Source organism: Mycobacterium sp. DL (assembly GCF_039729195.1).
GTDB classification, from domain to species: Bacteria; Actinomycetota; Actinomycetes; order Mycobacteriales; family Mycobacteriaceae; genus Mycobacterium; species Mycobacterium hippocampi_A.
The window spans coordinates 5,376,080-5,399,222 of record NZ_CP155796.1; the positions used below are offsets into that span (position 1 = coordinate 5,376,080).

At 66.0% G+C, this 23,143-nt stretch carries 21 protein-coding genes; 11 read left to right on the forward strand and 10 right to left on the reverse strand.

Annotation, left to right across the window (positions count from 1 at the left end; translation table 11 throughout):
• From ABDC78_RS25745 to ABDC78_RS25780, 8 genes are read left to right on the forward strand one after another with little or no spacing between them, the layout of a single operon-like run.
• Positions 1-195, forward strand: coding sequence for a ferredoxin (locus tag ABDC78_RS25745; protein WP_178357131.1), 195 nt, complete (start codon positions 1-3; stop codon positions 193-195).
• A 10-nt stretch (positions 196-205) separates the two neighbouring features.
• The gene (locus ABDC78_RS25750; protein WP_178357130.1) at positions 206-1,441 is read left to right on the forward strand and encodes a cytochrome P450; all 1,236 of its coding nucleotides are present in this window, start codon (positions 206-208) and stop codon (positions 1,439-1,441) included.
• Positions 1,442-1,492: 51 nt separating this feature from the next.
• On the forward strand, positions 1,493-2,698 hold the full coding sequence (locus ABDC78_RS25755; RefSeq protein ID WP_178357129.1) for an amidohydrolase family protein: 1,206 nt from the start codon (positions 1,493-1,495) through the stop codon (positions 2,696-2,698).
• Entirely contained in the window at positions 2,695-3,969 is a 1,275-nt protein-coding gene (locus ABDC78_RS25760; protein ID WP_178357128.1) for a Xaa-Pro peptidase family protein, read from the forward strand. Before ABDC78_RS25755 ends, ABDC78_RS25760 begins: the two co-directional genes overlap by 4 nt.
• Complete coding sequence (locus ABDC78_RS25765) at positions 3,959-5,092, forward strand: M24 family metallopeptidase (RefSeq protein WP_178357127.1); 1,134 nt, start codon at positions 3,959-3,961, stop codon at positions 5,090-5,092. The genes ABDC78_RS25760 and ABDC78_RS25765 overlap by 11 nt, the downstream gene beginning before the upstream one ends.
• Entirely contained in the window at positions 5,085-6,044 is a 960-nt protein-coding gene (locus ABDC78_RS25770; protein WP_178357126.1) for an enoyl-CoA hydratase/isomerase family protein, read from the forward strand. Before ABDC78_RS25765 ends, ABDC78_RS25770 begins: the two co-directional genes overlap by 8 nt.
• 7 nt (positions 6,045-6,051) lie before the next feature.
• On the forward strand, positions 6,052-8,493 hold the full coding sequence (locus tag ABDC78_RS25775) for a CoA transferase (protein WP_178357125.1): 2,442 nt from the start codon (positions 6,052-6,054) through the stop codon (positions 8,491-8,493).
• A gap of 10 nt (positions 8,494-8,503) precedes the next feature.
• Complete coding sequence (locus tag ABDC78_RS25780; RefSeq protein WP_178357124.1) at positions 8,504-9,307, forward strand: SDR family oxidoreductase; 804 nt, start codon at positions 8,504-8,506, stop codon at positions 9,305-9,307.
• A 3-nt stretch (positions 9,308-9,310) separates the two neighbouring features.
• Here the strand turns inward: ABDC78_RS25780 and ABDC78_RS25785 are convergent, their stop codons facing one another.
• A complete protein-coding gene (locus tag ABDC78_RS25785) occupies positions 9,311-10,372 on the reverse strand; it encodes an NAD(P)-dependent oxidoreductase (RefSeq protein WP_178357123.1) in 1,062 nt (353 codons plus the stop codon).
• 61 nt (positions 10,373-10,433) lie between these two features.
• On the opposite strand from ABDC78_RS25785, the gene ABDC78_RS25790 reads away from it, so the two are divergent.
• Together ABDC78_RS25790 and fadD12 are read left to right on the forward strand one after the other, a co-directional pair.
• Positions 10,434-11,231, forward strand: a complete 798-nt coding sequence (locus ABDC78_RS25790) for a lysophospholipid acyltransferase family protein (protein ID WP_178357122.1) — start codon at positions 10,434-10,436, stop codon at positions 11,229-11,231.
• A gap of 5 nt (positions 11,232-11,236) precedes the next feature.
• Positions 11,237-12,853 carry an acyl-CoA ligase FadD12 gene (gene fadD12 / locus ABDC78_RS25795; protein WP_178357121.1) on the forward strand — a complete coding sequence of 539 codons (1,617 nt, stop codon included), beginning with the start codon at positions 11,237-11,239 and terminating at the stop codon, positions 12,851-12,853.
• Position 12,854: 1 nt separating this feature from the next.
• Here the strand turns inward: fadD12 and ABDC78_RS25800 are convergent, their stop codons facing one another.
• From ABDC78_RS25800 to ABDC78_RS25820, 5 genes are all read right to left on the reverse strand, one after another.
• Positions 12,855-14,291 carry a wax ester/triacylglycerol synthase family O-acyltransferase gene (locus ABDC78_RS25800; protein ID WP_178357238.1) on the reverse strand — a complete coding sequence of 479 codons (1,437 nt, stop codon included), beginning with the start codon at positions 14,289-14,291 and terminating at the stop codon, positions 12,855-12,857.
• Positions 14,292-14,345: 54 nt separating this feature from the next.
• A complete protein-coding gene (locus ABDC78_RS25805; RefSeq protein ID WP_178357120.1) occupies positions 14,346-15,419 on the reverse strand; it encodes a phosphotransferase in 1,074 nt (357 codons plus the stop codon).
• A complete protein-coding gene (locus ABDC78_RS25810; protein ID WP_178357119.1) occupies positions 15,420-16,256 on the reverse strand; it encodes a mycofactocin-coupled SDR family oxidoreductase in 837 nt (278 codons plus the stop codon).
• 52 nt (positions 16,257-16,308) lie between these two features.
• Entirely contained in the window at positions 16,309-17,520 is a 1,212-nt protein-coding gene (locus tag ABDC78_RS25815; protein ID WP_347133229.1) for a cytochrome P450, read from the reverse strand.
• A gap of 225 nt (positions 17,521-17,745) precedes the next feature.
• Entirely contained in the window at positions 17,746-18,465 is a 720-nt protein-coding gene (locus ABDC78_RS25820) for a TetR/AcrR family transcriptional regulator (RefSeq protein WP_178357118.1), read from the reverse strand.
• Between the two features lie 194 nt (positions 18,466-18,659).
• Between ABDC78_RS25820 and ABDC78_RS25825 the strand changes: the two genes are divergently transcribed.
• Positions 18,660-19,442, forward strand: a complete 783-nt coding sequence (locus ABDC78_RS25825; RefSeq protein ID WP_178357117.1) for an enoyl-CoA hydratase — start codon at positions 18,660-18,662, stop codon at positions 19,440-19,442.
• 105 nt (positions 19,443-19,547) lie between these two features.
• Here the strand turns inward: ABDC78_RS25825 and ABDC78_RS25830 are convergent, their stop codons facing one another.
• From ABDC78_RS25830 to ABDC78_RS25845, 4 genes are read right to left on the reverse strand one after another with little or no spacing between them, the layout of a single operon-like run.
• On the reverse strand, positions 19,548-20,339 hold the full coding sequence (locus ABDC78_RS25830) for an acyl-CoA dehydrogenase family protein (RefSeq protein WP_178357116.1): 792 nt from the start codon (positions 20,337-20,339) through the stop codon (positions 19,548-19,550).
• 2 nt (positions 20,340-20,341) lie between these two features.
• Complete coding sequence (locus ABDC78_RS25835) at positions 20,342-21,487, reverse strand: acyl-CoA dehydrogenase family protein (protein ID WP_178357115.1); 1,146 nt, start codon at positions 21,485-21,487, stop codon at positions 20,342-20,344.
• Positions 21,484-21,915, reverse strand: a complete 432-nt coding sequence (locus tag ABDC78_RS25840; protein WP_178357114.1) for a nuclear transport factor 2 family protein — start codon at positions 21,913-21,915, stop codon at positions 21,484-21,486. The genes ABDC78_RS25835 and ABDC78_RS25840 overlap by 4 nt, the downstream gene beginning before the upstream one ends.
• Positions 21,896-23,143 carry an amidohydrolase family protein gene (locus ABDC78_RS25845; protein ID WP_178357113.1) on the reverse strand — a complete coding sequence of 416 codons (1,248 nt, stop codon included), beginning with the start codon at positions 23,141-23,143 and terminating at the stop codon, positions 21,896-21,898. The genes ABDC78_RS25840 and ABDC78_RS25845 overlap by 20 nt, the downstream gene beginning before the upstream one ends.

Sequence of the window (23,143 nt, forward strand, 5' to 3'; positions counted from 1 at the left end):
ATGAAGGTCACCGTCGACCAGGACAAGTGCGTGTCCTCCGGAATGTGCGTGATGAACGCCGGTGACGTGTTCGATCAGCGCGACGACGACGGCGTGGTGGTGCTGTTGGTCGACGAGCCCGGACCAGCCCACGCCGAGGAAACCCGCAAGGCCGCGGCCGCCTGCCCGGCCCTGGCCATCCAGATCGAGGAATGACGGAGAAGACATGACAGACACCCTTGCCGCCGAACATGTTTCGGCCGACGTCCCCGAGTACCCGATGGAGCGGGAAGCCCGCTGCCCGTTCTCGCCGCCGCTGCCGATGCTCGAGATGGGGGAGAGCCGGCCGCTGTCGCGGGTACGGATCTGGAACGGCGCCACACCCTGGCTGATCACCGGCCACGAGGTGGCGAAGACACTGTTCGCCGATCCCAGGGTCAGTGTCGACGACCGTCGCGAGGGTTTTCCGCACTGGAACGAGCACATGCTCTCCACGGTGAACAAGCGCCCCCGGTCGGTCTTCACCGCCGATGCCGAGGAACACACCCGGTTCCGCCGGATGTTGTCCAAGCCGTTCACCTTCCGGCGAGTCGAGGCGCTGCGGTCGGCTATTCAGGAGGTCACCGACGAATGCATCGATGACATCCTCGCGGGTCCGCAGCCCGCCGACATCGTCGCCAAACTCGCACTGCCCGTGCCGACCAAGGTGATCAGCGAGATGCTCGGCGTGCCCTACGAGGACCACGAGTTCTTCCAGCATCACGCCAACGTCGGACTGGCACGCTTTGCGGCCGCGGATGCCATGCAGAAGGGGGCGATGAGCCTTCACAAGTACCTGATCGACCTCGTCGAGAAGAAGATGGCCGAGCCGTCCGAGGACGCGGTGTCCGATCTCGCCGAACGGGTGACCGCCGGCGAGATCAGCGTGAAGGAAGCCGCGCAGTTGGGCACCGGGCTCCTGATCGCCGGCCACGAGACCACCGCCAACATGATCGGCATCGGCGTGCTGGCGTTGCTGGAGAACCCCGAACAGGCTGCGCTACTGCGAGATTCCGAGGACCCGAAGTTCATCGCCAACGCCGCCGAGGAGCTGATGCGCTACCTGTCGATCATCCAGAACGGTCAGCGTCGCGTGGCCATCGAGGACATCGAGATCGCCGGGGAGACCATCAGAGCGGGCGAGGGCATCATCATCGACCTCGCTCCGGCCAACTGGGATGCCGCCGCGTTCCCGCAGCCCGACAAGCTCGACTTCACTCGCGACGCCGGCCAGCAACTGGGGTTCGGTTACGGACGGCACCAATGCGTCGGTCAGCAACTCGCCCGCGCCGAACTGCAGATCGTCTTCCACACGCTGCTGCGCCGCATTCCGACGATGCGGCTGGCGATCCCGTTCGACGAGGTGCCGTTCAAACACGATCGCCTCGCCTACGGCGTCTACGAACTTCCGGTGGCCTGGTAGTCACCGCGCAAATCAACAGCCCTGCACCACAGCCCGATTGGAGCACCAACGATGTCCACTCCGACAGTTCCCTCGCCCACCCGCCCGGTGACGACGCTTTATCCCCCCGAAGGATGGGGCGCACCGAAGAACCGCCACGGACACGCCAGTGGCGGTATCGCAGGACTCCCCGAAGGAACCGAGATCTTCTCGGCGGACAATCACATCTCGGTCGCCGATGACATCTTCTATGAGCGGTTTCCCGAGGAACTCAAGGGCGCGGCCCCGCGCATCTGGTACGAGGACGGCGCGTACATGGTCGGCATGAAGGGCAAGGCGTGGACCGGCGGCGATTTCGGCCGGGTGCTCATGCAGTACGACGACCTCGCCGGGGCCGCGTCGAACAACATCGAGGCGCGCATCAAGGAGCTCAAGCAGGACGGCATCGACAAGGAACTGGCCTTCCCGAACGCGGTGCTGGCGCTGTTCCACTACCCGGACAAGTCCCTGCGCGAGAGAGTGTTCCGGATCTACAACGAGCACATCGCCGACCTGCAGGAGCGTTCCAACGGTCACTTCAACGGCGTCGGCCTGATCAACTGGTGGGATCCCCGTGGCACGCGCAGCACCCTCGAGGAGCTGAAGTCCCTGGGACTGCGGACATTCCTGCTGCCGCTCAACCCCGGCAAGGACGACGACGGCAACATCTACGACTACGGCAGCACCGCCATGGACGCCGTCTGGGACGAGATCGAGGCGGCAGGGTTGCCGGTCAGCCATCACATCGGCGAGACGCCCCCGAAAACGCCGTGCCAGAACAACAGCGTCGTGGTCGGCATGATGGTCAACGTCGACTCGTTCCGTGAGCAGTTCGCCAAGTACGTGTTCTCCGGCATCCTCGATCGGCATCCCTCGCTGAAGATCGGCTGGTTCGAAGGCGGGATCGCCTGGGTGCCGACCGCGCTGCAGGATGCCGAGCACATGCTCGCCTCCTACCGGCACATGTTCAACCACCAACTCGAGCACGGCGTTCAGCACTACTGGGACAACCACATGAGCGCCTCGTTCATGGTCGATCCGCTGGGCCTGCAGTTGATCGACCGCATCGGTGTCGACAACGTCATGTGGTCCTCGGACTACCCGCACAACGAGAGCACCTTCGGCTACTCCGAGAAGTCGTTGGCGTCGGTCGTCGACGCGGTGGGTGCGGACGACGCGGTCAAGATCGTCAGCACCAACGTCAAGAAGTTCCTCGGCCTCCCGGTTGACGCGTCGTGACGGCGACGACGTCCGCTCGATCCGGTGTCACCCGGATCGCCCGAACCGGGCATACGTGGCTGGACATCCCCGAGAAGCCCGACTTCGCCCGGTTACGAAGAGAAGTCGGTGTACGTCTGCACGCCGCAATGGCCGACCAGGGCGTGGATGCGCTGGTGTTGCTGGGTAACGGCAACGTCATGTACGCGACGGGGATCAGCTGGCCGCTGGCAGACGCGGGGTTGTCACATGTCGAGCGACCGGTAGCAGTCGTGCTGGCCGACGACGAGCACCCGCATCTGTTCCTGCCCTTCCGCGAGGGTTCGGCGATGGAGTCAGATCTGCCCGATGATCACCTACACGGGCCGGTCTATCTGGAGTTCGACGAAGGTGTCGCCGAGTTCGCGAAGACATTGACCCAACTGATCCCGGCCGGCGCGACAGTCGCAACCGACGAGCTGACCGGGGCGATGCGGCGGGCGGGCAGTGCGCTGTTCTCCAGCGCGCCGGTGGATGCCGCCCCGGCGGTCGGCGCCGCGAAACTGGTCAAGACTATCGACCAGGTCGCTTGTGTCCGGCGAGCGTGTCAGATCACCGAACAGGCGGTCGCCGAGATTCAGAAGTCGCTGGCCCCTGGTGAACGTCAGATCGACCTATCGGCTGAATTCGTGCGCCGCACTTTCGAACTCGGCGCCACCACCAACATGTTCGATTCCATCTGGCAGGTCATGCCCTCGTCGAGAGCGGAGGGAACCTGGACCACCACCGGCGATCTGGCCCTGCCCCTGCTGACGACCGAACGCGAGATCCAGCAGGGTGACGTGCTGTGGACAGATGTGTCCATCGCGTATCACGGCTACTGCTCCGACCACGGGCGCACCTGGATCGTCGGTCAGGATCCGACACCGACTCAGCAGAAGCAGTTCGACAAGTGGAGCGAGATTGTCGATGCCGTGCTCGCGGTGACCAAAGCCGGTGCGACCTGCGGTGACCTCGGGCGTGCGGCGACGGCGGCCGCCGGGGGTGAGAAACCGTGGCTGCCGCACTTCTATCTGGGCCATGGCATCGGGACCGGCGCAGCCGAAATGCCGATGATCGGAACCGATCTCGGGCAGACCTGGGACGACAACTTCGTCTTCCCTGCCGGCATGCTATTGGTGCTCGAACCGCTGGTCTGGGAGGACGGTACCGGCGGCTATCGCGGCGAGGAGATCGTGGTGGTCACCGAGGGCGGTTGGATGCCGCTGACCGACTATCCCTACGACCCGTACGAGGTGCCCCGTGGGAACTGAGATCGAAGCCGACGGCCGCGCTCTGCGTTTTAGCCGCCGGGAGCGTGCTCTCGCTCAGATGGAGGTCTACGACCTCGACATGCTGGTACTCGGCAGGCAGGCCAACGTCCGCTACATCTCCGGTGCCCCGCAGCTGTGGGTGGTCGGCACCCGCCCGTTCGGGCCGATCTGCGAGTTCGTGCGTGCTACCGGCGAGATCCACCTCAACAGCACGTGGGACGAGGGTATCCCCGAGGAGATCCCGCACGAGAATCTGTACGGGTTCGCGTGGAACCCGATGACATTGGTCGGCATACTGCAGAACATCAAGGGTGCCGACAGTATGCGACGCGTCGGAACCGATGCGTTGACACCGATGTTCGCAAAACTGCTGCCGATGGCCTTCCCCAACGCGGAGTTGATCGATGCCGAGCCGGCCATGCAGGCTGCCCGCCGGATCAAGACGCCCGAGGAAGTCCACGCGTTGCGTCGTGCGCTGCTGGTCGCCGAGGAGGGCATCGCCGCGGGAGCCGCCGCCTTGGGGCCGGGCACCACGGAGCAGGCCCTCGCCGGCGCCGTGCTGGAGGCTGAGGCCGCCGGTGGAGTGAGTACGCCGGCGACCCAGGATGCGGCCTGGGTGACGTCGAGGCAGCATCCGTGGCGCCGCTCCGACGGTGACGGCCTGGTGCGTGACGGCGACCTGGTGGCGTTGTCGGCCGGGGTGTTGGCGGACGGATATGTCGCCGAGGTCGCCCGCACGCTCTTTGTCGGTGAGCCGACCGACGCCGTGCGGACGCTTTACCGGCGGCGCGACGACCTGTGGGACAGGTTGGTCGAGGCCTGCCGGCCCGGCCTGACCACGAGCGGGCTGTTGGATGCCTACCAGAAGGCCGGTGAACATCTTCCGGCGATGCCGGTGGCGCACGGCCTCGGACTGGGTTTCGACCCACCGGTGGTATCACCGAGTCTGCGGGCGACCGCGGAGGCCGACATTCTCGAGGAGGGCATGGTGCTTGCGGTCACCGCCTACGTGTGGGAACAGGGTGTCGGCGCGGTGTTTACCCGCGACGCGGTCCTGATCACCGCCGACAGCGCTGAAATCCTCTCGACCGCACCGGCTTACGGCGAGTCTGTTCATGGCTGAGCGGCCGTCTCCCGAGGAGATCATCCTCTACGAGAAGGATCCCAGGACCAAGATCGCCACCATCACCTTCAACCGTCCGGAGTTCCTCAACGCGCCGACGTCCATGGCGCGGTTGCGCTATGCCGATGTGCTGCGTGCGGCCAACACCGACAACGACGTGAAGGTGGTGATCATCCGCGGCGTCGGTGACAACCTGGGCAGCGGCGCCGACCTTCCCGAGTTCATGGAGGGCAACGACAATCCGTCCGCGCGGCTGGCCGAACTGCGGCTCGAGGATGACGGCGTCGGCGAGGTCACCTATCCCCCCAAGGGCACGTTCCGCAACGGCGCCACCATCAGCTCCTGGTACGCGAACTCACAGGCCGGCAACCGCGCGCTGCAGGACTTCAAGAAGATCAGCATCGTCGAGGCCAAAGGGTATTGCTACGGCTGGCACTTCTACCAGTGCGCTGACGCCGACCTGGTGATCTCGTCGGACGACGCGCTGTTCGGCCACCCATCGTTCCGTTACCACGGCTGGGGTCCGCGCATGTGGACCTGGGTGCAGATGATGGGGCTGCGCAAGTTCCAGGAGATGGTCTTCACCGGACGTCCGTTCACCGCTGCCGAGATGTATGACTGCAACTTCCTGAACAAGGTGGTCACGCGTGACCAGTTGGAGGCCGAGACTCTGAAGTACGCCCAGGCCTGCGCTCGGAATCGGCCGGTGGACACCGTGTTCCAGCAGAAGATGTTCTTCGAGATCTTCAAACAGCAGCAGGGCGAGTACATGGGCAGCCTGCTCAGCGCGTTCTTCGAGTCGATGGGCAACGGGGTCGCCAACGACAGCGACGACGACCTCGACATGTTCGAGTCGATCGACTCCGGCCTGTCCGCCGCGGTCAACGACAACGACAGCAAGTTCCCGCCCGAGTTCCGGCTGAGCAAACGCAACCGGGCCAAGGAGGACTAGAGCTTCGGTGTCCTCCGTGCCTGATCCGCCACTCTCCGGCTACGTCGTCGTCGACCTGTCCAGTGGGATCGCCGGCGCCTACTGCACCAAACTACTCGCCGACGGCGGCGCTGAGATCGTCAAAGTCGAGACACCACAAGGTGATCCACTGCGCGCCTGGTCGGCGTCGGGGGCGGAGATCGCCGACGGCGCCGACGGCGCGCTGTTCAGCTACCTGGCGTGTTCCAAGCGCAGCGTGGTCGCCGACGCGACGTCGGACGGCGACTTCGTCAACGCGCTGCTCGCCGATGCGGACGCGGTCGTGTGGTCGCGGGGTTCGAGCCTGGCCGAGCATCCCGACTTCAGCCCCGAGGCGATCCGAGACCGGCACCCGCACCTGACCGTCACCGCGATCACGGCGTTCGGCCTCGGGGGCCCTTGGAGTGACCGTCCGGCAACGGAATTCACACTGCAGGCGTGGTCGGGTGGCATCGTCGGCCTCGGTCGCGGCGCCCCGGACCGGGCGCCGGTCTACGTCGGTGGACAGGTCGGGGAGTACCTGGCCGGCGCGTACGCCAGCGCGGCCACGCTGACCTCGCGGATACGGGGCGGCGCCGAACTGGTCGACCTGTCGATGCTGGAGACGGCGATACTTGGGCTGACCTACTACCCGGTGAGCTACTTCGAGATGCTGGGCAGGCCGTGGCGCGATGCGCGCAGGCTGACCGTTCCCGGCATCGCGCGCGCGAAGGACGGACTGGTCGATATCGGGTGCGGCACCGCCCAGCAGTGGTTCGACCTGTGCGCGATGACCGGCCATCAGGAGTGGATCGACGAGGAGTCGCCGCTGTCGATCACGCAGCAGGCCAACGAGCGAGCCGACGACCTCTACGCCTGGGTGGCCGACCAGACCGTGGCCGAGATCAGAGATCTTGCAACCGCGTTCCGCATCCCGAACGCCCCGGTCGCCCATGGTGCGAACGTGGACTCGCTGGACCACTTCGTCGCGCGCGGCTCGTTCATCCTCAACCCCCGTGACGGCTTCACCCAGCCCGGTCCGCCGTACCGCCTGGCGCCCGCGGTGCTGCGGCCCCCGGAGCCGGCCCCGCGCCTCGGCGAGCACACTGAGCTCTACCGCTCGCGGAATAGCATTCCTGGTCGCGATTCCGGCTCGCCGGCAGCCAGGAATGCTATTCCGCGGGAGGTGCCCTCAATTCCGGGGCGCGAGGGGTTGCCGCTCGAGGGCGTCCGGGTGATCGACATGACAACGTTCTGGGCCGGCCCGAGTTGTACCCATCTGATGGCCATGCTGGGCGCCGATGTCATCCACGTCGAGTCGACCCGGCACCCCGACGGCACCCGCCTGATCGCCGGCATCCCTGTCACCGAGGAACTCTGGTGGGAGCGATCGCCGATCTTCTCCGGGCTGAACACGAACAAGCGGGGCGTGACGCTGGATCTGCAGAGTGCCGCGGGCCGCGAGGTGCTCAACCGGTTGATCGCGACCGCCGACGTGGTGGTCGAGAACTTCACCCCGCGCGTGCTCGAGAGCATGGGGCTGACATACGACGCGGTGAAGGCGATCCGGTCGGATGTGATCATGGTGCGGATGCCGGGGTTCGGGCTCGACGGACCATGGCGGGACAACCCGGCATTCGCCTACGTCATCGAGGCTGCCGCCGGCATCAGCTGGCTGACGGGATATCGCGACCTCAACCCGTTCGAGCCGTACTCGGTCGGTGACCCCAACGCCGGAATCCACGCGTTCAACGCGGTGCTGCTCGCGCTGGAGCATCGACGCCGCACGGGCGACGGAGTGATGGTGGAGGCGGCGATGGTCGACGCCGCCCTCAACGTCGCCGCCGAGCAGGTGATCGAGCACTCGGCCTACGGTGCCCTGCTGGAACGCGACGGGAACCGGGGGCCGACGGCGGCACCGCAGAATGTGTACCGTACCAACGAGATCGACGAGTTCGGCCGCCTCGACAGCTGGGTGGCGGTGGCGGTGGCCACCGACGCGCACTGGGGTGGATTACGTGATGCGCTCGGGCGACCCGAGTGGGCGATGTCGGACGAGTTCACCACCGCATCGGGCCGACGCGCCCACCACGATCTGATCGACCGGCATCTCTCGCAGTGGTGCAGTGAGCGCGCCGGTGACGAGATCGTGGAGGCGCTGTGGGCCAACGGGGTTCCGGTCGGCACGGTGCTGCAGCCGCACCGGCAGAGCGGGCTGCCTCAGTTGTCACATCGCGAGTTCTTCGAATCGGTCGAGCACCCGGTCAATCCCGCCACCAGGCACACCACCATGCCGTTCCGCTTCACCCGCGGGCCTCGGCGGGTGCACCGGACCGCGGCGCCGCTGCTCGGTGAGCACAATCACGACGTGCTGAGCGAACTCGGGCTCACCGACGACGAGATCGCCCGGCTCGAGGCCGACGGGGTCATCGGCACGTCGCCGGCCCGATAGCCTCATCGACATGGCCATCGACCCGTCCGACATCCTGCTCACCGGACGGGTTGCCGTCGTCACCGGCGGAGGCGCCGGCATCGGCCGCGGCATCGCCGAGGGATTGGCGGCCTTCGGCGTCTCCGTCGCGATCTGGGAACGCGACCCCGACACCTGCGCCGCTGCAGCCGACGCCGTCGGGGGACTGGGGATGGTGACCGATGTGCGCGACACCGCTGCTGTCGATGCCGCGCTGGAGCGCACGCAACGTGAGCTCGGAATGGTGTCGATCCTGGTCAACAACGCCGGCGGTACCTTCAACTCGCCGTTGCTCGACACCACCGAGAACGGGTGGGATGCGCTGTACCGCAGCAATCTCCGACACGTGCTGTTGTGCACCCAGCGGGTGGCGCGCCGACTGGTGGAGGCCCACAGCCCGGGCAGCGTCATCAACGTCACCTCGATCGAGGGCGTTCGGGCGGCGCCCGGTTACGCCGCCTATGCGGCCGCCAAGGCGGGTGTCATCAACTACACCCGGACGGCATCGTTCGAACTGGCGCCACACGACATCCGGGTCAACGCGCTGGCGCCGGATCTCACCATGACCGAGGGTCTGCAGAATCTGGTGGCTGCCGATGCCGCGGGCATCGCAGACGGCATTCCGATGCGCCGCGCCGGTCATGTCGACGAAATGGCCGCTGCCGCAGTATTCCTCGCATCCGATATGGCGAGCTACATCACCGGCCAGACGATCCACGTCGACGGGGGCACCGAGGCCGCCGGTGGCTGGTACCACCACCCGCAGTCGGGCACGCCGACGCTGGGCCCCGGCTGAGGATCAGGAGTCCGGCGACGGATCGCCGATCGTGCGCCGGATCGCGTTCCACACATCGGCGTATTGACCGGGTTGCTTCCAGTAGGCTCCGCGCCTCTTGAGGATCGCCCGCGCGAGCGGGGCTGCCAGTCGCAGTACGTACTTCGAGACACCGGCCTGCCGGGCCGCCTCGTCGAGCATGTCCTGCCACGAATGATGTTGGAAGGAAAGCGCTTCCTGCGCTCTGGTGGTGTCCATCCAGTCGGTGACGAACCAGTCGTCGTCGCTGTTGGGGTTGCCCTTACGCCCCGGCGGCAGGCCGTTCTTGAGCCCGCGGGTCGCGGCCAGCGCCGGTCCGACGTCGCCCTGCAGCATCCGGTGGGAATCGTCGCCTGCGATCAGCAGGATCTCGCCCACGACATCGGCGGTGGTCGCGGCGGCGAACGCCCAGGCGACGTCGCGGACGTCGACGGTGTGCAACCGGCCGTCGGTGGGCAGTGCACTCTCGAAACGCAGAGCGTCGGCCGACAGCGTCATGGCTTTGGGGTCCACACTGAGCACCCCACCGAGGCGCAGCACCACCCAGTCGAGCGAAGACGCCCGCACGATCGCCTCGGCCTCGGCCTTGTGCGCGCTGTACAGGTCGGAATGCCGCATCGGCATGTCCGCGGTCACTGGTCCGGTGGCACGATGCGGGTTGCGCGCGCCGAATACTGCGTTGCTGGAGGCCTGCACGAACCGCGGGGGAGACGGTTGCGCCTGCGCGATGCCGACCAGTGTCGCGGTGGCATCGACGTTGACCCGACGGGCCAGGGCGCGGTTCTTGTAGATCCCCGGCGGGATGACCGCCGCAAGATGGATGATCACCTCGGGAGCGACCTGGGCGACGAGTCCGGCAGTCTGATCGGCGTCGGTGAGATCCGCCCACTGGACCGTCACACCGGGAGGCAGCGACTCGGCCGCCTTGCGGTTGGCGGGGGTACCGAGGTCGGCGACGACGACGCTGCGGCCCAGTTGGGCCAGGCGCCGAACCGTTGCTGAACCGACGAGTCCGAAGCCCCCGGTGACGAGCACCGTTCCCGGCATTGACCACTCCTAACTGCGGAAATGACATTCTCTTTGCCGGAAAGTAACATATGCTGTCACGATGTCCGACGACCGGGCCGAGATGGCCAAGTGGGACCCTGAATTCACCCGCCAGATCACCAGCCGGGTAGGTCCGCTGATCAAACGATACTTCCGGGCTGAAGTCCGTGGCCTGGATTCCATGCCCGCGGCCGGCGGGGCACTGCTGGTCTCCAACCATTCCGGCGGCATGCTCACCCCCGACGTGCTGGTGTTCGCCCCGGAGTTCTACAAACGGTTCGGATACGACCGGCCGCTCTACACACTCGGTCACTATGGCATCTTCCTCGGCCCGACGGGCGACTACCTGCGCCGCGCGGGGGTCATCGAAGCGAGCCGCGAGAATGCGGCTGACGCGCTCCGCTCCGGCGCCGTGGTGCTGGTGTTCCCCGGTGGCGACTACGACTCCTACCGCCCCACCTTCACGGCCAACGTCGTCGACTTCGCCGGCCGCACCGGTTACGTCCGCACAGCCGTCGAATCGGGCGTGCCGATCGTGCCCATGGTGTCCATCGGCGCGCAGGAGACCCAGATGTTCCTCGCCCGTGGCGATTCGATTGCGCGCATGCTGGGTCTGACCCGGGCACGCCTGGAGATCCTGCCCGTCAGTGTCGGATTCCCGTTCGGTCTCTCCGTCATCTTCCCGCCCAACATCCCCCTGCCGTCGAAGATCGTCACCCGCGTCCTGGACCCCATCGACGTCGTCGCGGAGTTCGGTGAGAACCCGGACGTCGACGAGGTCGACCTTCATGTCAGAGCGGTGATGCAGGCCGCCCTCGACGAGTTGGCCCGCCAACGCCGCTTCCCGGTGCTGGGCTGACCGGCATGGCCGACACTCTGGGACTCCTGGCGACGCTGTGGCGGGCACGGCTCATCGCGCCGATGCGCCCGGACAGGTATCTGCGGATGGGGGCCGCCATGAAGCGCGCCGGCCTCACCGCGACGGTCGGCTTCGCCGCAGCCGCCCAGCGCTGCCCCGACCGGCCGGCCGTCATCGACGAGCGTGGCACGCTGACCTGGAGGCAGCTCGATGACCGCATCGATGCGTTGGCGGTGGCGTTGCAGGCGCTCAGGCCGCAGGGTTCGATTGCCGGCTCGCCGAAAACCGTTGCGATCATGTGCCGTAACCACCGTGGGTTTGTCGAGGCGCTGGTCGCCTCCAACCGAATCGGCGCCGATGTGTTGCTGCTCAACACCTCGTTCGCCGGGCCCGCGATGGCCGAGGTGATCGACCGCGAGGGCGCCGATGTGGTGATCTATGACCAGGAGTTCAGCGACACCGTCGACCGTGCTTTGCAGAACACACCGGGCGCCACCAGGATTCTGGGCTGGGTGGACACCGATGACGGCACCCCGACCGTCGATGCGCTGATCGACACCCATCTCGGCCATCGGCCCGGCCCCAGCGAGCGCACCAGCAACATCGTCCTGCTCACCTCCGGCACCACCGGAACCCCCAAGGGGGCCAAGCGTTCCGAGGGCAGTGGCGGTGCCGGCGACCTCAAAGCCGTTCTCGACCGCACCCCGTGGCGGGCGGAGGAGCCCATCGTCATCGCCGCCCCGATGTTCCACGCCTGGGGTTTCTCGCAGCTGCTCTTCGCCGGTCTGCTCGCCTGCACCGTCGTCACGCGCCGGAAGTTCGACGCCGAAGCCACCCTGCAACTGATCGACCGACACCGGGCCACCGGCCTCGCGGTCGTCCCGGTGATGTTCGACCGGATCATGGATCTCCCTGACGAAACACGAAAGCGCTACAGCGGAAAGTCATTACGATTCGCCACGGCATCGGGCTCACGGATGCGGCCCGACGTGGTGATCGGGTTCATGGATCAGTTCGGCGATGTGATCTACAACAACTACAACGCCACCGAGGCGGGGATGATCGCCACCGCCACGCCTGAAGATCTGCGGGTCGCCCCGGACACCGCGGGAAAGCCCGCGGATGGGACCGAGATCCGGATCCTGGACGCTGAACTGCGCGATGTCGTCGCGGGCGAGGTCGGGCAGATCTTCGTCCGCAGCGGAACGCTGTTCGACGGCTACACCTCAGGGACGACCAAGGATTTCCACGACGGCTTCATGGCCTCGGGCGACATGGGCTATCTCGACGATGCCGGCCGGTTGTTCGTGGTGGGACGCGACGACGAGATGATCGTCTCCGGCGGGGAGAACGTCTACCCGATCGAGGTGGAGAAGACACTGGTGTCTCATCCCGGTGTGGCGGAGGCCGCCGTCCTCGGAGTCGACGACGATCAGTACGGCCAACGACTGGCCGCCTTCGTCGTTCTCGCCCAGGGCGCAACAGTCACCGCCGAGGAACTCAAGCAGCACGTGCGCGACAACCTGGCGAACTACAAGGTCCCACGCGACATCACGATCCTGGCCGAACTCCCCCGGGGTAGCACCGGCAAGATTCTGCGAAACGAACTACGCGCCCGCTGAGTCAGTCATCCGGGGGTGCCGGGGCCATCGCCGTGTCCACCGTGCTGGAACGCGCCAGTCCACACGCGACCCTCAACTCGTCGAAGGCGTGCACCATGGCATCGGTCGCCTCGTGCGGGTCGCCGAAGGTGGAGTCGTCGGAGAGCACCGCGATGTCGAGTTGGTCCACGTAGCTCCACACCGTCATGTTGAATGCGCTTCCCGCAGAAAGTATTCCGACAGAGTAGATTTCACTGACCGGGGCACCCCCGATATGTCCCCGCTCCCGGGGGCCTGGGACGTTGGAGATCGCGACGTTCATCAGCCGGTTGTGATCGGCGTGTTTGGACTGCACCCGGAACATGGCCGGTGCCAGCGGTGGCGGCAGGTACTCGAGCACCCTGCCCTGCAGGGTGGGGCCGAGGAGGTCGTTGTTCTCCTTCGCGAGGCCGGTGGCCAGCGAGGTCAGCTTCACCCGTTGCAGCGGATCATCGACATGCACCGGCAGTGACACCATCAAGCCACCGATCTTGTTGCCGGTGATCCGATCGGGTGATCTGTCGGTGCTGATCGGAACCGTCGTCAGGATCGGACGATCCGCGCGGCCGTCGTAGCGCAGCAGCAACTCGCGCAGCCCGCCGGCGGCGACCGCGAGAACGACGTCGTTGAAGGTCACCGCAAGGTGCTTGGCGGTCTCCTTGACTTCGGCCAGTGACAACGTCGCAGTCGCGAACGTGCGAACGGGCGACACGACGTGGTTGAGGAACGTGGGCGGGGCGTTGAACGGCTTGGCCAGATCGGGGTGCCCGCGTCGCTTTTTGGAGCGCCTCCGCAGCCGGGTGATCCCACGAGCAGCGTCGGTTACCAGACGCGGCATCTCGGCCATGTTCTGGAAGTGATCGAGCTGCGCCTCCCACAGCAGTTTCGCCGTCGACGGCTGCTCACGCGCCGGTGGTGCGTCGTCGCATTCTTCTTGCGAAGAACCGGACAGATCCATCAGCCGCGCAAGGAGATTGGCCGATGCCACCCCGTCCGCAAGGGTGTGGTGCACCTTGCCGATCAGCGCGAAGCGGTCCTGCGCCATCCCCTCGGCGAAGTAGAACTCCCACAGTGGCCGAGACCGGTCCAGGGGAGTGCCGGCGATCTCTCCGATCACCTGATCGAGTTCGCGTCGCCCCCCCGGCTCCGGGACGCGCACCCGACGGAGGTGGTAGTCGAGATCAACCGGGCAGTCCTGCATCCACATCGGATGGTGCAGCCGCCACGGAATGTCGATGAGTCGATAACGCAACGGCTCCAGCAGATGCAGCCGACGCGCCACCGTCCGGCGGAAGGCATCGAAGCCGTACTGCCCGGGGTAGTCCGTCGCGTCGATCACCGCGACCTTCAAGGTGTGGGTGTGCAGGTTCGGCGTCTCGCTGTACAAGAGCATGGCGTCCATGCCGTTGAGACGCTTCATGGTCACCCATGCAACCACTCGAGATTCATGATCACGGGGGTTTGACCGAATGGATCAGCCGCAGAGGGTATCCAGCGCGTTCGGCGTCTCGAGATCCACGAATGCGGCGGCGTACCGCTGGGCGAAGGCCAGGCAGATGTCCGCCCGCTGCCAGGCATCCCCGCCGGACAGGGTGGCCATCCAGATCGCCAGGCCGTGTGCGACCGAGGCGCGGTAGCCCAGCCAGATTTCCTGCGCGGTGGGCATCTCGGCCTCGGGCAGCCGCAACGCGGCGCGGTACTGCTCGAGCAGGTCCCGTTCGCAAGCGCGGCGATCGTCGATGGTGAGCGCACCCTGGAGGAAGTACCCGAGGTCCAGCGAGAAGCTGCCGCGCCGCACCATCTGCCAATCCAGGAAACCGACTGTGTCATCGGGCAGCACATAGGTGTTGCCGATGTGCGGATCCCCGTGCAGCAGCGTCGGGGTCGACTCGGTGAGGGAGCCGATGTAGCGCGCCCAGACGTTGATGAAGAGCTCGGTTCCGCTGAGCGCGATGATATCGGCGGGCACGGTGTCGTCGAGTCGTTCGTGCGCGATGTGCAGGGGTGCGTATTCGAGCCCCTCGAACGCGACGAACGGCTCGACCCACCCCAGCGCGGGTTGCCGGGTGAGGCGCTCCCCCCAGAACTCGCTGTGCAGCCGCGCCAGCCCCTGCACCCCGGCGCCGGCTTGCTCGACCGTCAGCGGACGGGTGGAATCCCGCGGATCGGCTCCGCGCGTCACGACGTCTTCCATCAGCATCAGAAAGTCGCGACGCTCTTCATCGATCAGCGCCGTGTACACAGCCGGGTGATCAAGCGGCAGAGTGACGGCCGAGGAGAACAACCTCGGTTCGTGGTAGAGGCCGCTGGTCAGTTCCACAAGGTCGGCATGCTCGGGGTCGACGGCCTTGGCGAACACCGTCGCCGGGCCTGACCCAGCCGAGTATCCCAGCGCGAGGCGTGCCCGGCGATTGGTCCCGTCATCGCGCAGCGCGACGCGGACCTCGTCGACTTCAGTTCCCGGAAAGTGTGATTCCAGAGCGCAAGTCATCCACTCGGGCGTGATGTCGTCCCAGCCCTGCGGAATCGACAGTTGCGCTGCTGTCATCTACTTCAGGCAGCTTCCGCCATCGACCGGCAGCGTCACACCGGTGATGTAGCGCGCCTCGTCGGAGGCAAGGAACAGCACCGCGTTGGCGATGTCCTCCGGCTCCACCCAGCCGATCGGCAGGGTGTGCATGAACTCGCCGACGACCTTCATGTCGTCTGGACCCGGGTTCTCCAGATCGGGACGGAACAGCTTCATGGTGCCCTCGTTCATGAACAGCGGCGTGTTCACGTTCGTCGGGTGCACCGAGTTGACCCGGATGTTCTTCGCGCCGAGCTCGACGGCGAAGGTGCGCATCAGGCCGACAACGCCATGCTTGGCGGCGACATAGTGACCGGTGTGCGGGTAGGCCTTGAGGCCTCCGACGGAGCTGGTCAGGATGATCGACCCGCCACGCTCGCCGGCGAGGATGTGCGGCACACCGGCTTTGACGGTTTTCCAGACGCCGCCGAGGTTGACGTCGATCATGTCGGTCCAGTCGCCCTCGCTGGTCTTGTCCAGCGTCTGGCCACCGTTGCCGATGCCGGCATTGGCGACGATGATGTCGAGCCTGCCGAACTCCTCGACGCCGGCGTCCACGGCGGCCTTGAGCGCGTCGAAATCACGGGTGTCGACCTCGGCGGTATAGATCCGCGCTCCGGCATTCTTGACCAGATCCGCGGTTTCGGCCAGGTCCTCCGGGGTGGACAACGGAATCTGGACGCTGTCGATCTGCTTACAGATATCGACGGCGATGATGTCAGCGCCTTCCTGGGCCAGGCGCACCGCATGCGCCCGCCCCTGTCCGCGCGCCGCGCCGGTGATGAAAGCGACCTTGCCCTCAACACGTCCTGTCATGTTCGTCCGTCCTTCTGTGGGTTGTGGGGTGTTCGGTAACTGGTGTGCACGCTCAGGCAACGAAGGTGGGCATGGATTCCCAGCCGCGGACGGCGGTGGTCTGAGACGGGGTGGCATTGGGCCAGTCCACCTCCCACTCCGGGAATCTCTTGAGGATCTCCTCGAGGGCGATCCGACCTTCCATGCGCGCCAGGGCGTTGCCCATGCAGAAATGGGTACCCGCTCCAAAGGTCAAGTGCGAGCGCTGTTCCCGGTGGATGTCGAAGACATCACCATTCGGGGGGAAGCGGCGGCGGTCGCGGTTGGCGGCGCCGATCAGAAGAAGAATTGCACTGCCCGCGGGCACTTTCTGGTCGTAGTACTCGGTGTCACGGGCGACGTAGCGGGCGACCTGCAGTGCCGGCGGCTCCCAGCGCAGGATCTCCTCGATCGCTCCCGGGATCAGCTCGGGGTGCTCGGCGAGTTCGCGACGCTGATCGGGATATTCGGCCAATGTCTTGCCGGCCCAGCCGATCAGCCGGGTGGTGGTCTCGGCCCCGGCGGTGGAGACCACCGTCAGATACATCAACAGCTCGTCGCGGCTCAGGCGGCGCAGGGTGCCGGTCTCGTCCACGAACTCGACGTTGAGCAGGTCGGTCATGATGTCGTCCGATGGGTGCTCGGTGCGGTAGTCGATGAACTCGGCAAAAACCTCACCGGTGGCCATCAGGTCGACCTGCTTGCTCTGCAGCGTCGCCTCACCATGATCGGTCACCCAACGCTGATGCTCCTCCGGAATGCCCAGCAGCATGCCGATGACCCGCATCGGCATCTGCTCGCCGAGATCGTTGACGAAGTCGAACCGGCCGGTACCTTCCAGCGGGTCCAGGCAGCGGGCGGTGAACTCCCGGATCTGCGGTTCCAACGCGAGCACCTTGCGTGGGGTGAACATCCGCGAGAGCAGGTTGCGGTGAATGTTGTGGATCGGTGGATCCTCGAAGATCAAGGTGCCGGGCGGGATCTCCATGCCCGACTTGATGATCTCGAGAATCGCTCCGCGGCTGGAGATGAAGGTCTCGTGATCGATCAGCGCCTTGTTGACGTCGTCGAACCGGCTGAGCGCGTAGAAGTCGTGCTCGGCGTTGTAGTACAGCGGCGCTTCCTCGCGCAGTCTGGCGAACACCGGGTACGGGTTCATGTTGAGCTCGACGTTGTAGGTGTTGTAGGACAACTCTGCAACCCGCGCGGCATCCTGCACGTCGGAGTTTTCAGCGCTGATCGTCACGGTGTCCTCTCGCCGGACCAGTCTTCGTAAGACAACGGGCTCTGATTTGTCTCACAACTTTGGCATCACGGGTGCACGAGTGTCAATGGCGGAATCGTTTCAGGCAGTCGTGCTTCTCCGAAGAGAAGAATTACGCTCTCAAAAAACGAAAGCGCACGCAGAAGGTTCGAGGGACCTCCGGAGTGCGCAAACGTAATTCTAAAGTGGAGAGAGGAAGATTCTCAGCTATTTGGCTGCGAAACCGTGGGAGCAGAAATCCCAGACCTCGTCGGCGGAGATGGGCTTTGCGGTGCCGTCGCCGGCATCGCCGCTGGACTGCGCGACGAACATCACCGTCTGCATCGTCATCGCCGCCATCCGCTTCGGGTTGATGCCCGTGCGCAACTCGCCGGCGTCGCTTGCCTCTTCCATCAGCTCCGTGAGCAGGGCGAGCAGTGGCGCGTGAGCGACCTTGACCTCGGACGGATGGGAAACCAGCAGGCGCGGAGCAAAGTCAGTGAACAGCGGGCGCTTGGCCGCCGGGTCGGGACGAGACGATTCGAAAAGGAGTTGGACGGCGACTTTGAGGCGTTCGATCGGCGCCTCCTGGCCCGAGGTCGCGGCGCGAATCTGATCCGCCGACCGACTCAGCGCGTCCTCGAACAAGGCGAGGAGGAGTTCGTGTTTGCCGTCGAACTGCAGGTAGAAGCTGCGCAATGACTGGCGGGAACGATCGACGACCTCTTGCACAGTGAAGTCGGTGCTGCCCTTTTCGATGATGATGGCCTGCGCGGCGTCGAGGAATCGTTGCACGCGTTGCGCAGCTCGCAGTTTGGCGGTCTTGATCGACCGTTCGACCGCCCGCTGCTTCCAGGCTGGTTCCTCGCTGGGGATGGTCATCGGCGGCTCGACTGCCGGCCGACTGGGGAAAACATGCACTGACTGTACCGGAGAACGCCTTGCCATAGCGGCCCTCGACCCCCTCTCGGCCCACGTGTCAGAGATTGTAACTTCCTCACCACGAGAATAGTATTCTCATTTTGGTGATAACAGAAGGCCCAGATATCGAGCTCAGGCGAGGCGCCGGCAGCGTCGCGCTTCGCGTAGAACCACGGGCCCACCGCCCCCGTTGCACCCACCCTGACACCTGAGGATCCGCCGTGTACATCGACTATGACGACACCGACAAGATCGCGACGATCACCCTCAACCGGCCTGAGGCCGCCAACGCCCAGAACCCGGAACTGCTCGACGAACTCGACGCCGCGTGGACGCGGGCGGCCGAAGACCGCGACGTCGCCGTGATCGTGCTGCGGGCCAACGGAAAGCACTTCTCGGCCGGTCACGATCTGCGGGGCGGCGGTCCGGTCCCCGACAAGATCACGCTGGAGTTCATCATCGAGCACGAGGCGAAGCGCTATCTCGAGTACACGCTGCGCTGGCGCAACGTGCCGAAGCCGTCGATCGCCGCCGTGCAGGGCCGCTGCATCTCCGGCGGGCTGCTGCTGTGCTGGCCCTGCGACCTCATCATCGCTTCCGATGACGCCCTGTTCTCCGATCCGGTTGTCCTGATGGGCATCGGCGGTGTCGAATACCACGGACACACCTGGGAACTCGGCCCCCGCAAGGCCAAGGAGATCTTGTTCACCGGAAGGGCGATGACCGCCGACGAGGTGTACAGCACCGGCATGGTCAACAAGGTGGTGCCGCGCGAGGAACTCGACGCCGAAACCAGAGCGATGGCAGAGCAGATCGCCAAGATGCCACCGTTTGCGCTTCGCCAAGCCAAGCGGGCGGTGAACCAGACATTGGACGTCCAGGGTTTCTACGCCGCGATCCAGTCGGTGTTCGACGTTCACCAGACCGGTCATGGCAACGCGTTGAGCGTCGGCGGATGGCCGGTGTTGGTGAACCTCGAGGAGATGAAGGCCAACATCACCTGACCGTCGGTCTCCGGGCGCGCGCTCGCGACTGACGAGCGCGCGCGGAATGCCGGCGTTTACGGCGCGTCGACGTGCAGACCCGCGCGCTCGCGGAGATCGGCAGGGTCAGAGCACGGCGAGTCGCGGCGCGGAGCCGCGGGCCCGCAGGCCCGCGCCGGCCCGCCGGGTGAGTTCTTTTGAGCTGCCGAGCAATCCGTCGAGCACGAGCACACGTTTGACGTGGTGGTGGAGACCGTGCTCTTCGGTGAAGCCGATGCCGCCGAGCACCTGCTGGCAGTGCTTGGCCGCAGTGAGCGCAGCCTTGCCCGCGGCTGCCTTGGCCAGCAGTGAGGTCAGATCGGGATTGTCGTCGCCGGGCAGCGTGAGCGTCGCCTCGGCGCCTTCGATCGCCACCAGCGTCTCGGCCAGTCGGTGCCGGACCGCCTGAAACGATGCGATCGGACGGCCGAACTGCACCCGGTCCAGCGCATGTCGCTGGGCCAGGGTCAGCATCGCCCTGGCCGATCCGACCAGCCACCAGCCCACCGCGCGGCGCGCATCGGGCAACCGGAGGTGCCCGCCCTCGTCGACCCTGCGCAGCGGCAGGCCGCCCAGAGCTGTGCTGTCGCCGGCCTGAGCGTAATCCCAGACCACCCAACCGTTACCGGCGTAGGGGAGAGCCGGGGTCGCACCGGCCTCGCGGCCGGCGGTGAGCAGCACCACGTCGTTGAGAACCGAGGCGTGTGAACCGGTTTCGCCCAGCAGTCGGAACACCAACGGGATCGCCAGCTCGGACAGGTCCGAGAGCATTTCGGCCCAGCCCAGTTCTGCCAGCGCCGCGTCCAGTTCGGGGCCGGACACCGACAGCATCGTCTTGCGCAGTCCGTCTTCGAGAAGACTCAGCGATTCGGGATCCATGGTCACTCCTTCCCGAGGTCGAGCAGGCGGCGGGCGATGATGTTGCGCTGCACCTCGGCGGTGCCGCCGTAGATCGAGGCCGCCCGCGAATACAGGAACTCGGTGCGCCACGCGGTGTCATCGAGTTCTATCGCGCCCGGCAGCAGGTCACGCGCGGTGTCGTAGAGCCGCTGCTCGGCGCCGGCCAACAACACCTTGTCGATGGAGGTGTCGGGGCCGAGCTTCTGACCGTCGGCCAGTCGGTGCTGGGTGGCTCGGGAGCGGCAACGCAGCGTGTGTAGCGCCAGGTACGCCTCGCCCATCTCCGCGTCGATTTCATTGTGGCTGGCCTGGCCGCCGCTCTTGACCTCGTCGATCAACGCGTCGAAACGCGAGTACAGGTAGGCGATGCGCTGCCAGAAGCACGTCGAACGTTCGTAGGGAAGAAGATCCATCGCCAACCGCCAGCCGTCGCCGGGCTTGCCGAGCATCCGGTTGGCATCCACCACCACGTCGTCGAAGTACACCTCGCAGAACTCGTCGACGTCGTGCATGGTGCGCAGCGGGCGCACGCTGATACCGGGGGTGTCCACGTCGACGAAGAACGCGGTGATCGCTTCGTGGTTCGGGGTGCCGGCGTCGCCGGTGCGGGTGAGCAGGATGCACCGGTGCGAGTACTGCGCGAAGCTGGTCCACACCTTCTGGCCGTTGATGACGTAGCGGGTACCGTCCGAATCGGGTTGGAGCACCGCGCGCGTGGTCAGCGACGCCAGGTCACTTCCTGAACCGGGCTCGGAAAATCCTTGGCACCACTGCTCTTCGCCGCTGAGGAGCTTGGGGACCATCTCGGCGGCAAGCTCGCGGGGCGCGTAGTCGATCATGGTGGGCGCCAGCACCTCGAGCATCGAGTACGGTCCCGGTTCGGCCAGGCGGCGGCCGACCACTTCTTCGCCGACGACCGCGCGCAGAATTTCCGGACCGCCGAGCCCGCCGGCGCTCTCGGGCCAGCCGTAGCGACTCCAGCCGGCGTCATAGAGCGCCTTCTGGACGCGGGCGAACTGGCTCATGTGCGCCTGGAGAGAGTCGTCACCGGGTGGCGGGGTCAGGTCGTTCTCGTCGAGCCAGGTGGCCAACTGCGTCCGGAACTCGGCTGTGGTGGGGACGGTCATCCGGCTTCGGGCCTGCCGATCGCGTGTGGTCGTCCCGAGTCGTGCTCGCCGCTGCGTCGGATGAACGTCATGGCCCGGGTCCTCAGCCGCCAGCCCTGGTCGGTCCGGAGGTAGGTGTCCTTGTAGTAGCCGATGCGCATGTCGTGCTTGGAGTGCTCGATGAAACACAGCGGCTGCGTGCCCGTCGCAGTATCGGCGCCCTCGGTCAGGTCGACGAGTGCGGTGCCGGTCATGAACAGACCCTTCGGCGCGGCATCGACGAGGACGGGGAACCGGTTGAGTGTGTAGGTGTCACCGAACGCGCTGTAGGTGCCGTCGGGCGTGAAGACCTCCACCAGCCCGTCGACGTCACCCTGGGTGATCGTGACGGCGTACTTGGCCAGCAGCTGCTGGATCTCGACGAGATCCTCAGTCCTTGTTGGTGTCATTCTTGAAGACCTTACCGTCTTTCATTACAAAGTTGACTCGCCGTGTAACGGTTATGTCGGTCAGTGGATCGCCGGGCACCGCGATGATGTCGGCGAGATATCCCTCCGCGAGACGGCCGAGGTCCGACCTGTTGATCAGGTCGGCGGCGACCACCGTGGCGGCCCGCAAGACTGCGGCGGGCGGCAGACCCCAGTCGACGAGGGTGACGAGTTCGTCGGCGTTCTTCCCGTGGGGGATGGCGGGGGCGTCGGTGCCCACGGCGATCTTGACCCCCGCCTCGTAGGCTGCCTTGATCGAGGTGCGCGCCTTGGGAAACATCTCGGCGGCCTTGTCCTGCAGCACCTTCGGCGCCTTGGACACGTCCATCGCCTCGGCGAGTCGCCGGGTGGAGACCAGGAAGCGGTCGTTGTCGACGAGCATCTGAATGGCTTCGTCGTCCATCAGGAAGCCGTGTTCGATGCAGTCGATCCCGCATGCCACGGCGTGCTTGACCGCCTCCGCGCCGTGTGTGTGGGCAGCGACCCGCAGCCCGCGCCGGTGTGCCTCGTCGACGATGACACGCAATTCCTCGTCGGAATAGTGTTGCGCGCCGGCCTCTCCGGTCAGCGACATCACACCGCCCGAGCAGCAGACCTTGATCAGCTGGGCGCCGTGCTTGATCTGGTATCGGACGGCCTTGCGGATCTCGTCGGTTCCGTTGGCGATGCCTTCCTCGACCGTCAGTTCCAGCACGCCGGGCATGAATGCGGCGAACATCGTCGGATCGAGGTGACCGCCGGTCGGGGTGATCGCATGGCCGGCGGGGATGACCCTGGGGCCGTCGATCAGACCGGCCTCGATGGCCCTGCCCAACGCCACGTCGAGCAGGTATCCGCCTGTCTTGACGAACAATCCGAGGTTGCGCACGGTGGTGAAGCCTGCGCGCAGCGTGCGCCGGGCATTGCCGACAGCTCGCAGCACCCGGGTCGGAGGATCGTCCTGAACCTGCGACAGACCCGGGTTTTCCCCGCGACCCCCCATCAGGAGATTGACCTCCATGTCCATCAGGCCCGGGAGCAGGATGGAGTCGCCGAGATCGATGACTTCGGCGCCCTCCGGGGCGTCGCCGCCGACGGCGACGATGACGCCGTCCTCGACGGTGACGACACCGGGGCGGATGATCTCGCCGGCGTCGACGTCGACGTAACCCGCTGCTTTGAGGGTCAGGAGTGCCGTCTGGGGTGTCAC

Bases quoted from the DNA above. Each gene is read 5' to 3' on its own strand.
- ABDC78_RS25785 (WP_178357123.1), bottom strand. From the start codon at position 10,372: ATGCCGGGAACGGTGCTCGTCACCGGGGGCTTCGGACTCGTCGGTTCA.
- ABDC78_RS25750 (WP_178357130.1), top strand. From the start codon at position 206: ATGACAGACACCCTTGCCGCCGAACATGTTTCGGCCGACGTCCCCGAG.
- ABDC78_RS25755 (WP_178357129.1), top strand. From the start codon at position 1,493: ATGTCCACTCCGACAGTTCCCTCGCCCACCCGCCCGGTGACGACGCTT.
- ABDC78_RS25745 (WP_178357131.1), top strand. From the start codon at position 1: ATGAAGGTCACCGTCGACCAGGACAAGTGCGTGTCCTCCGGAATGTGC.
- ABDC78_RS25820 (WP_178357118.1), bottom strand. From the start codon at position 18,465: ATGGCAAGGCGTTCTCCGGTACAGTCAGTGCATGTTTTCCCCAGTCGG.
- ABDC78_RS25805 (WP_178357120.1), bottom strand. From the start codon at position 15,419: ATGACAGCAGCGCAACTGTCGATTCCGCAGGGCTGGGACGACATCACG.
- ABDC78_RS25810 (WP_178357119.1), bottom strand. From the start codon at position 16,256: ATGACAGGACGTGTTGAGGGCAAGGTCGCTTTCATCACCGGCGCGGCG.
- ABDC78_RS25835 (WP_178357115.1), bottom strand. From the start codon at position 21,487: ATGACCGTCCCCACCACAGCCGAGTTCCGGACGCAGTTGGCCACCTGG.
- ABDC78_RS25800 (WP_178357238.1), bottom strand. From the start codon at position 14,291: ATGAAGCGTCTCAACGGCATGGACGCCATGCTCTTGTACAGCGAGACG.
- ABDC78_RS25840 (WP_178357114.1), bottom strand. From the start codon at position 21,915: ATGACACCAACAAGGACTGAGGATCTCGTCGAGATCCAGCAGCTGCTG.
- ABDC78_RS25830 (WP_178357116.1), bottom strand. From the start codon at position 20,339: ATGGATCCCGAATCGCTGAGTCTTCTCGAAGACGGACTGCGCAAGACG.
- ABDC78_RS25780 (WP_178357124.1), top strand. From the start codon at position 8,504: ATGGCCATCGACCCGTCCGACATCCTGCTCACCGGACGGGTTGCCGTC.
- ABDC78_RS25770 (WP_178357126.1), top strand. From the start codon at position 5,085: ATGGCTGAGCGGCCGTCTCCCGAGGAGATCATCCTCTACGAGAAGGAT.
- ABDC78_RS25790 (WP_178357122.1), top strand. From the start codon at position 10,434: ATGTCCGACGACCGGGCCGAGATGGCCAAGTGGGACCCTGAATTCACC.
- fadD12 (WP_178357121.1), top strand. From the start codon at position 11,237: ATGGCCGACACTCTGGGACTCCTGGCGACGCTGTGGCGGGCACGGCTC.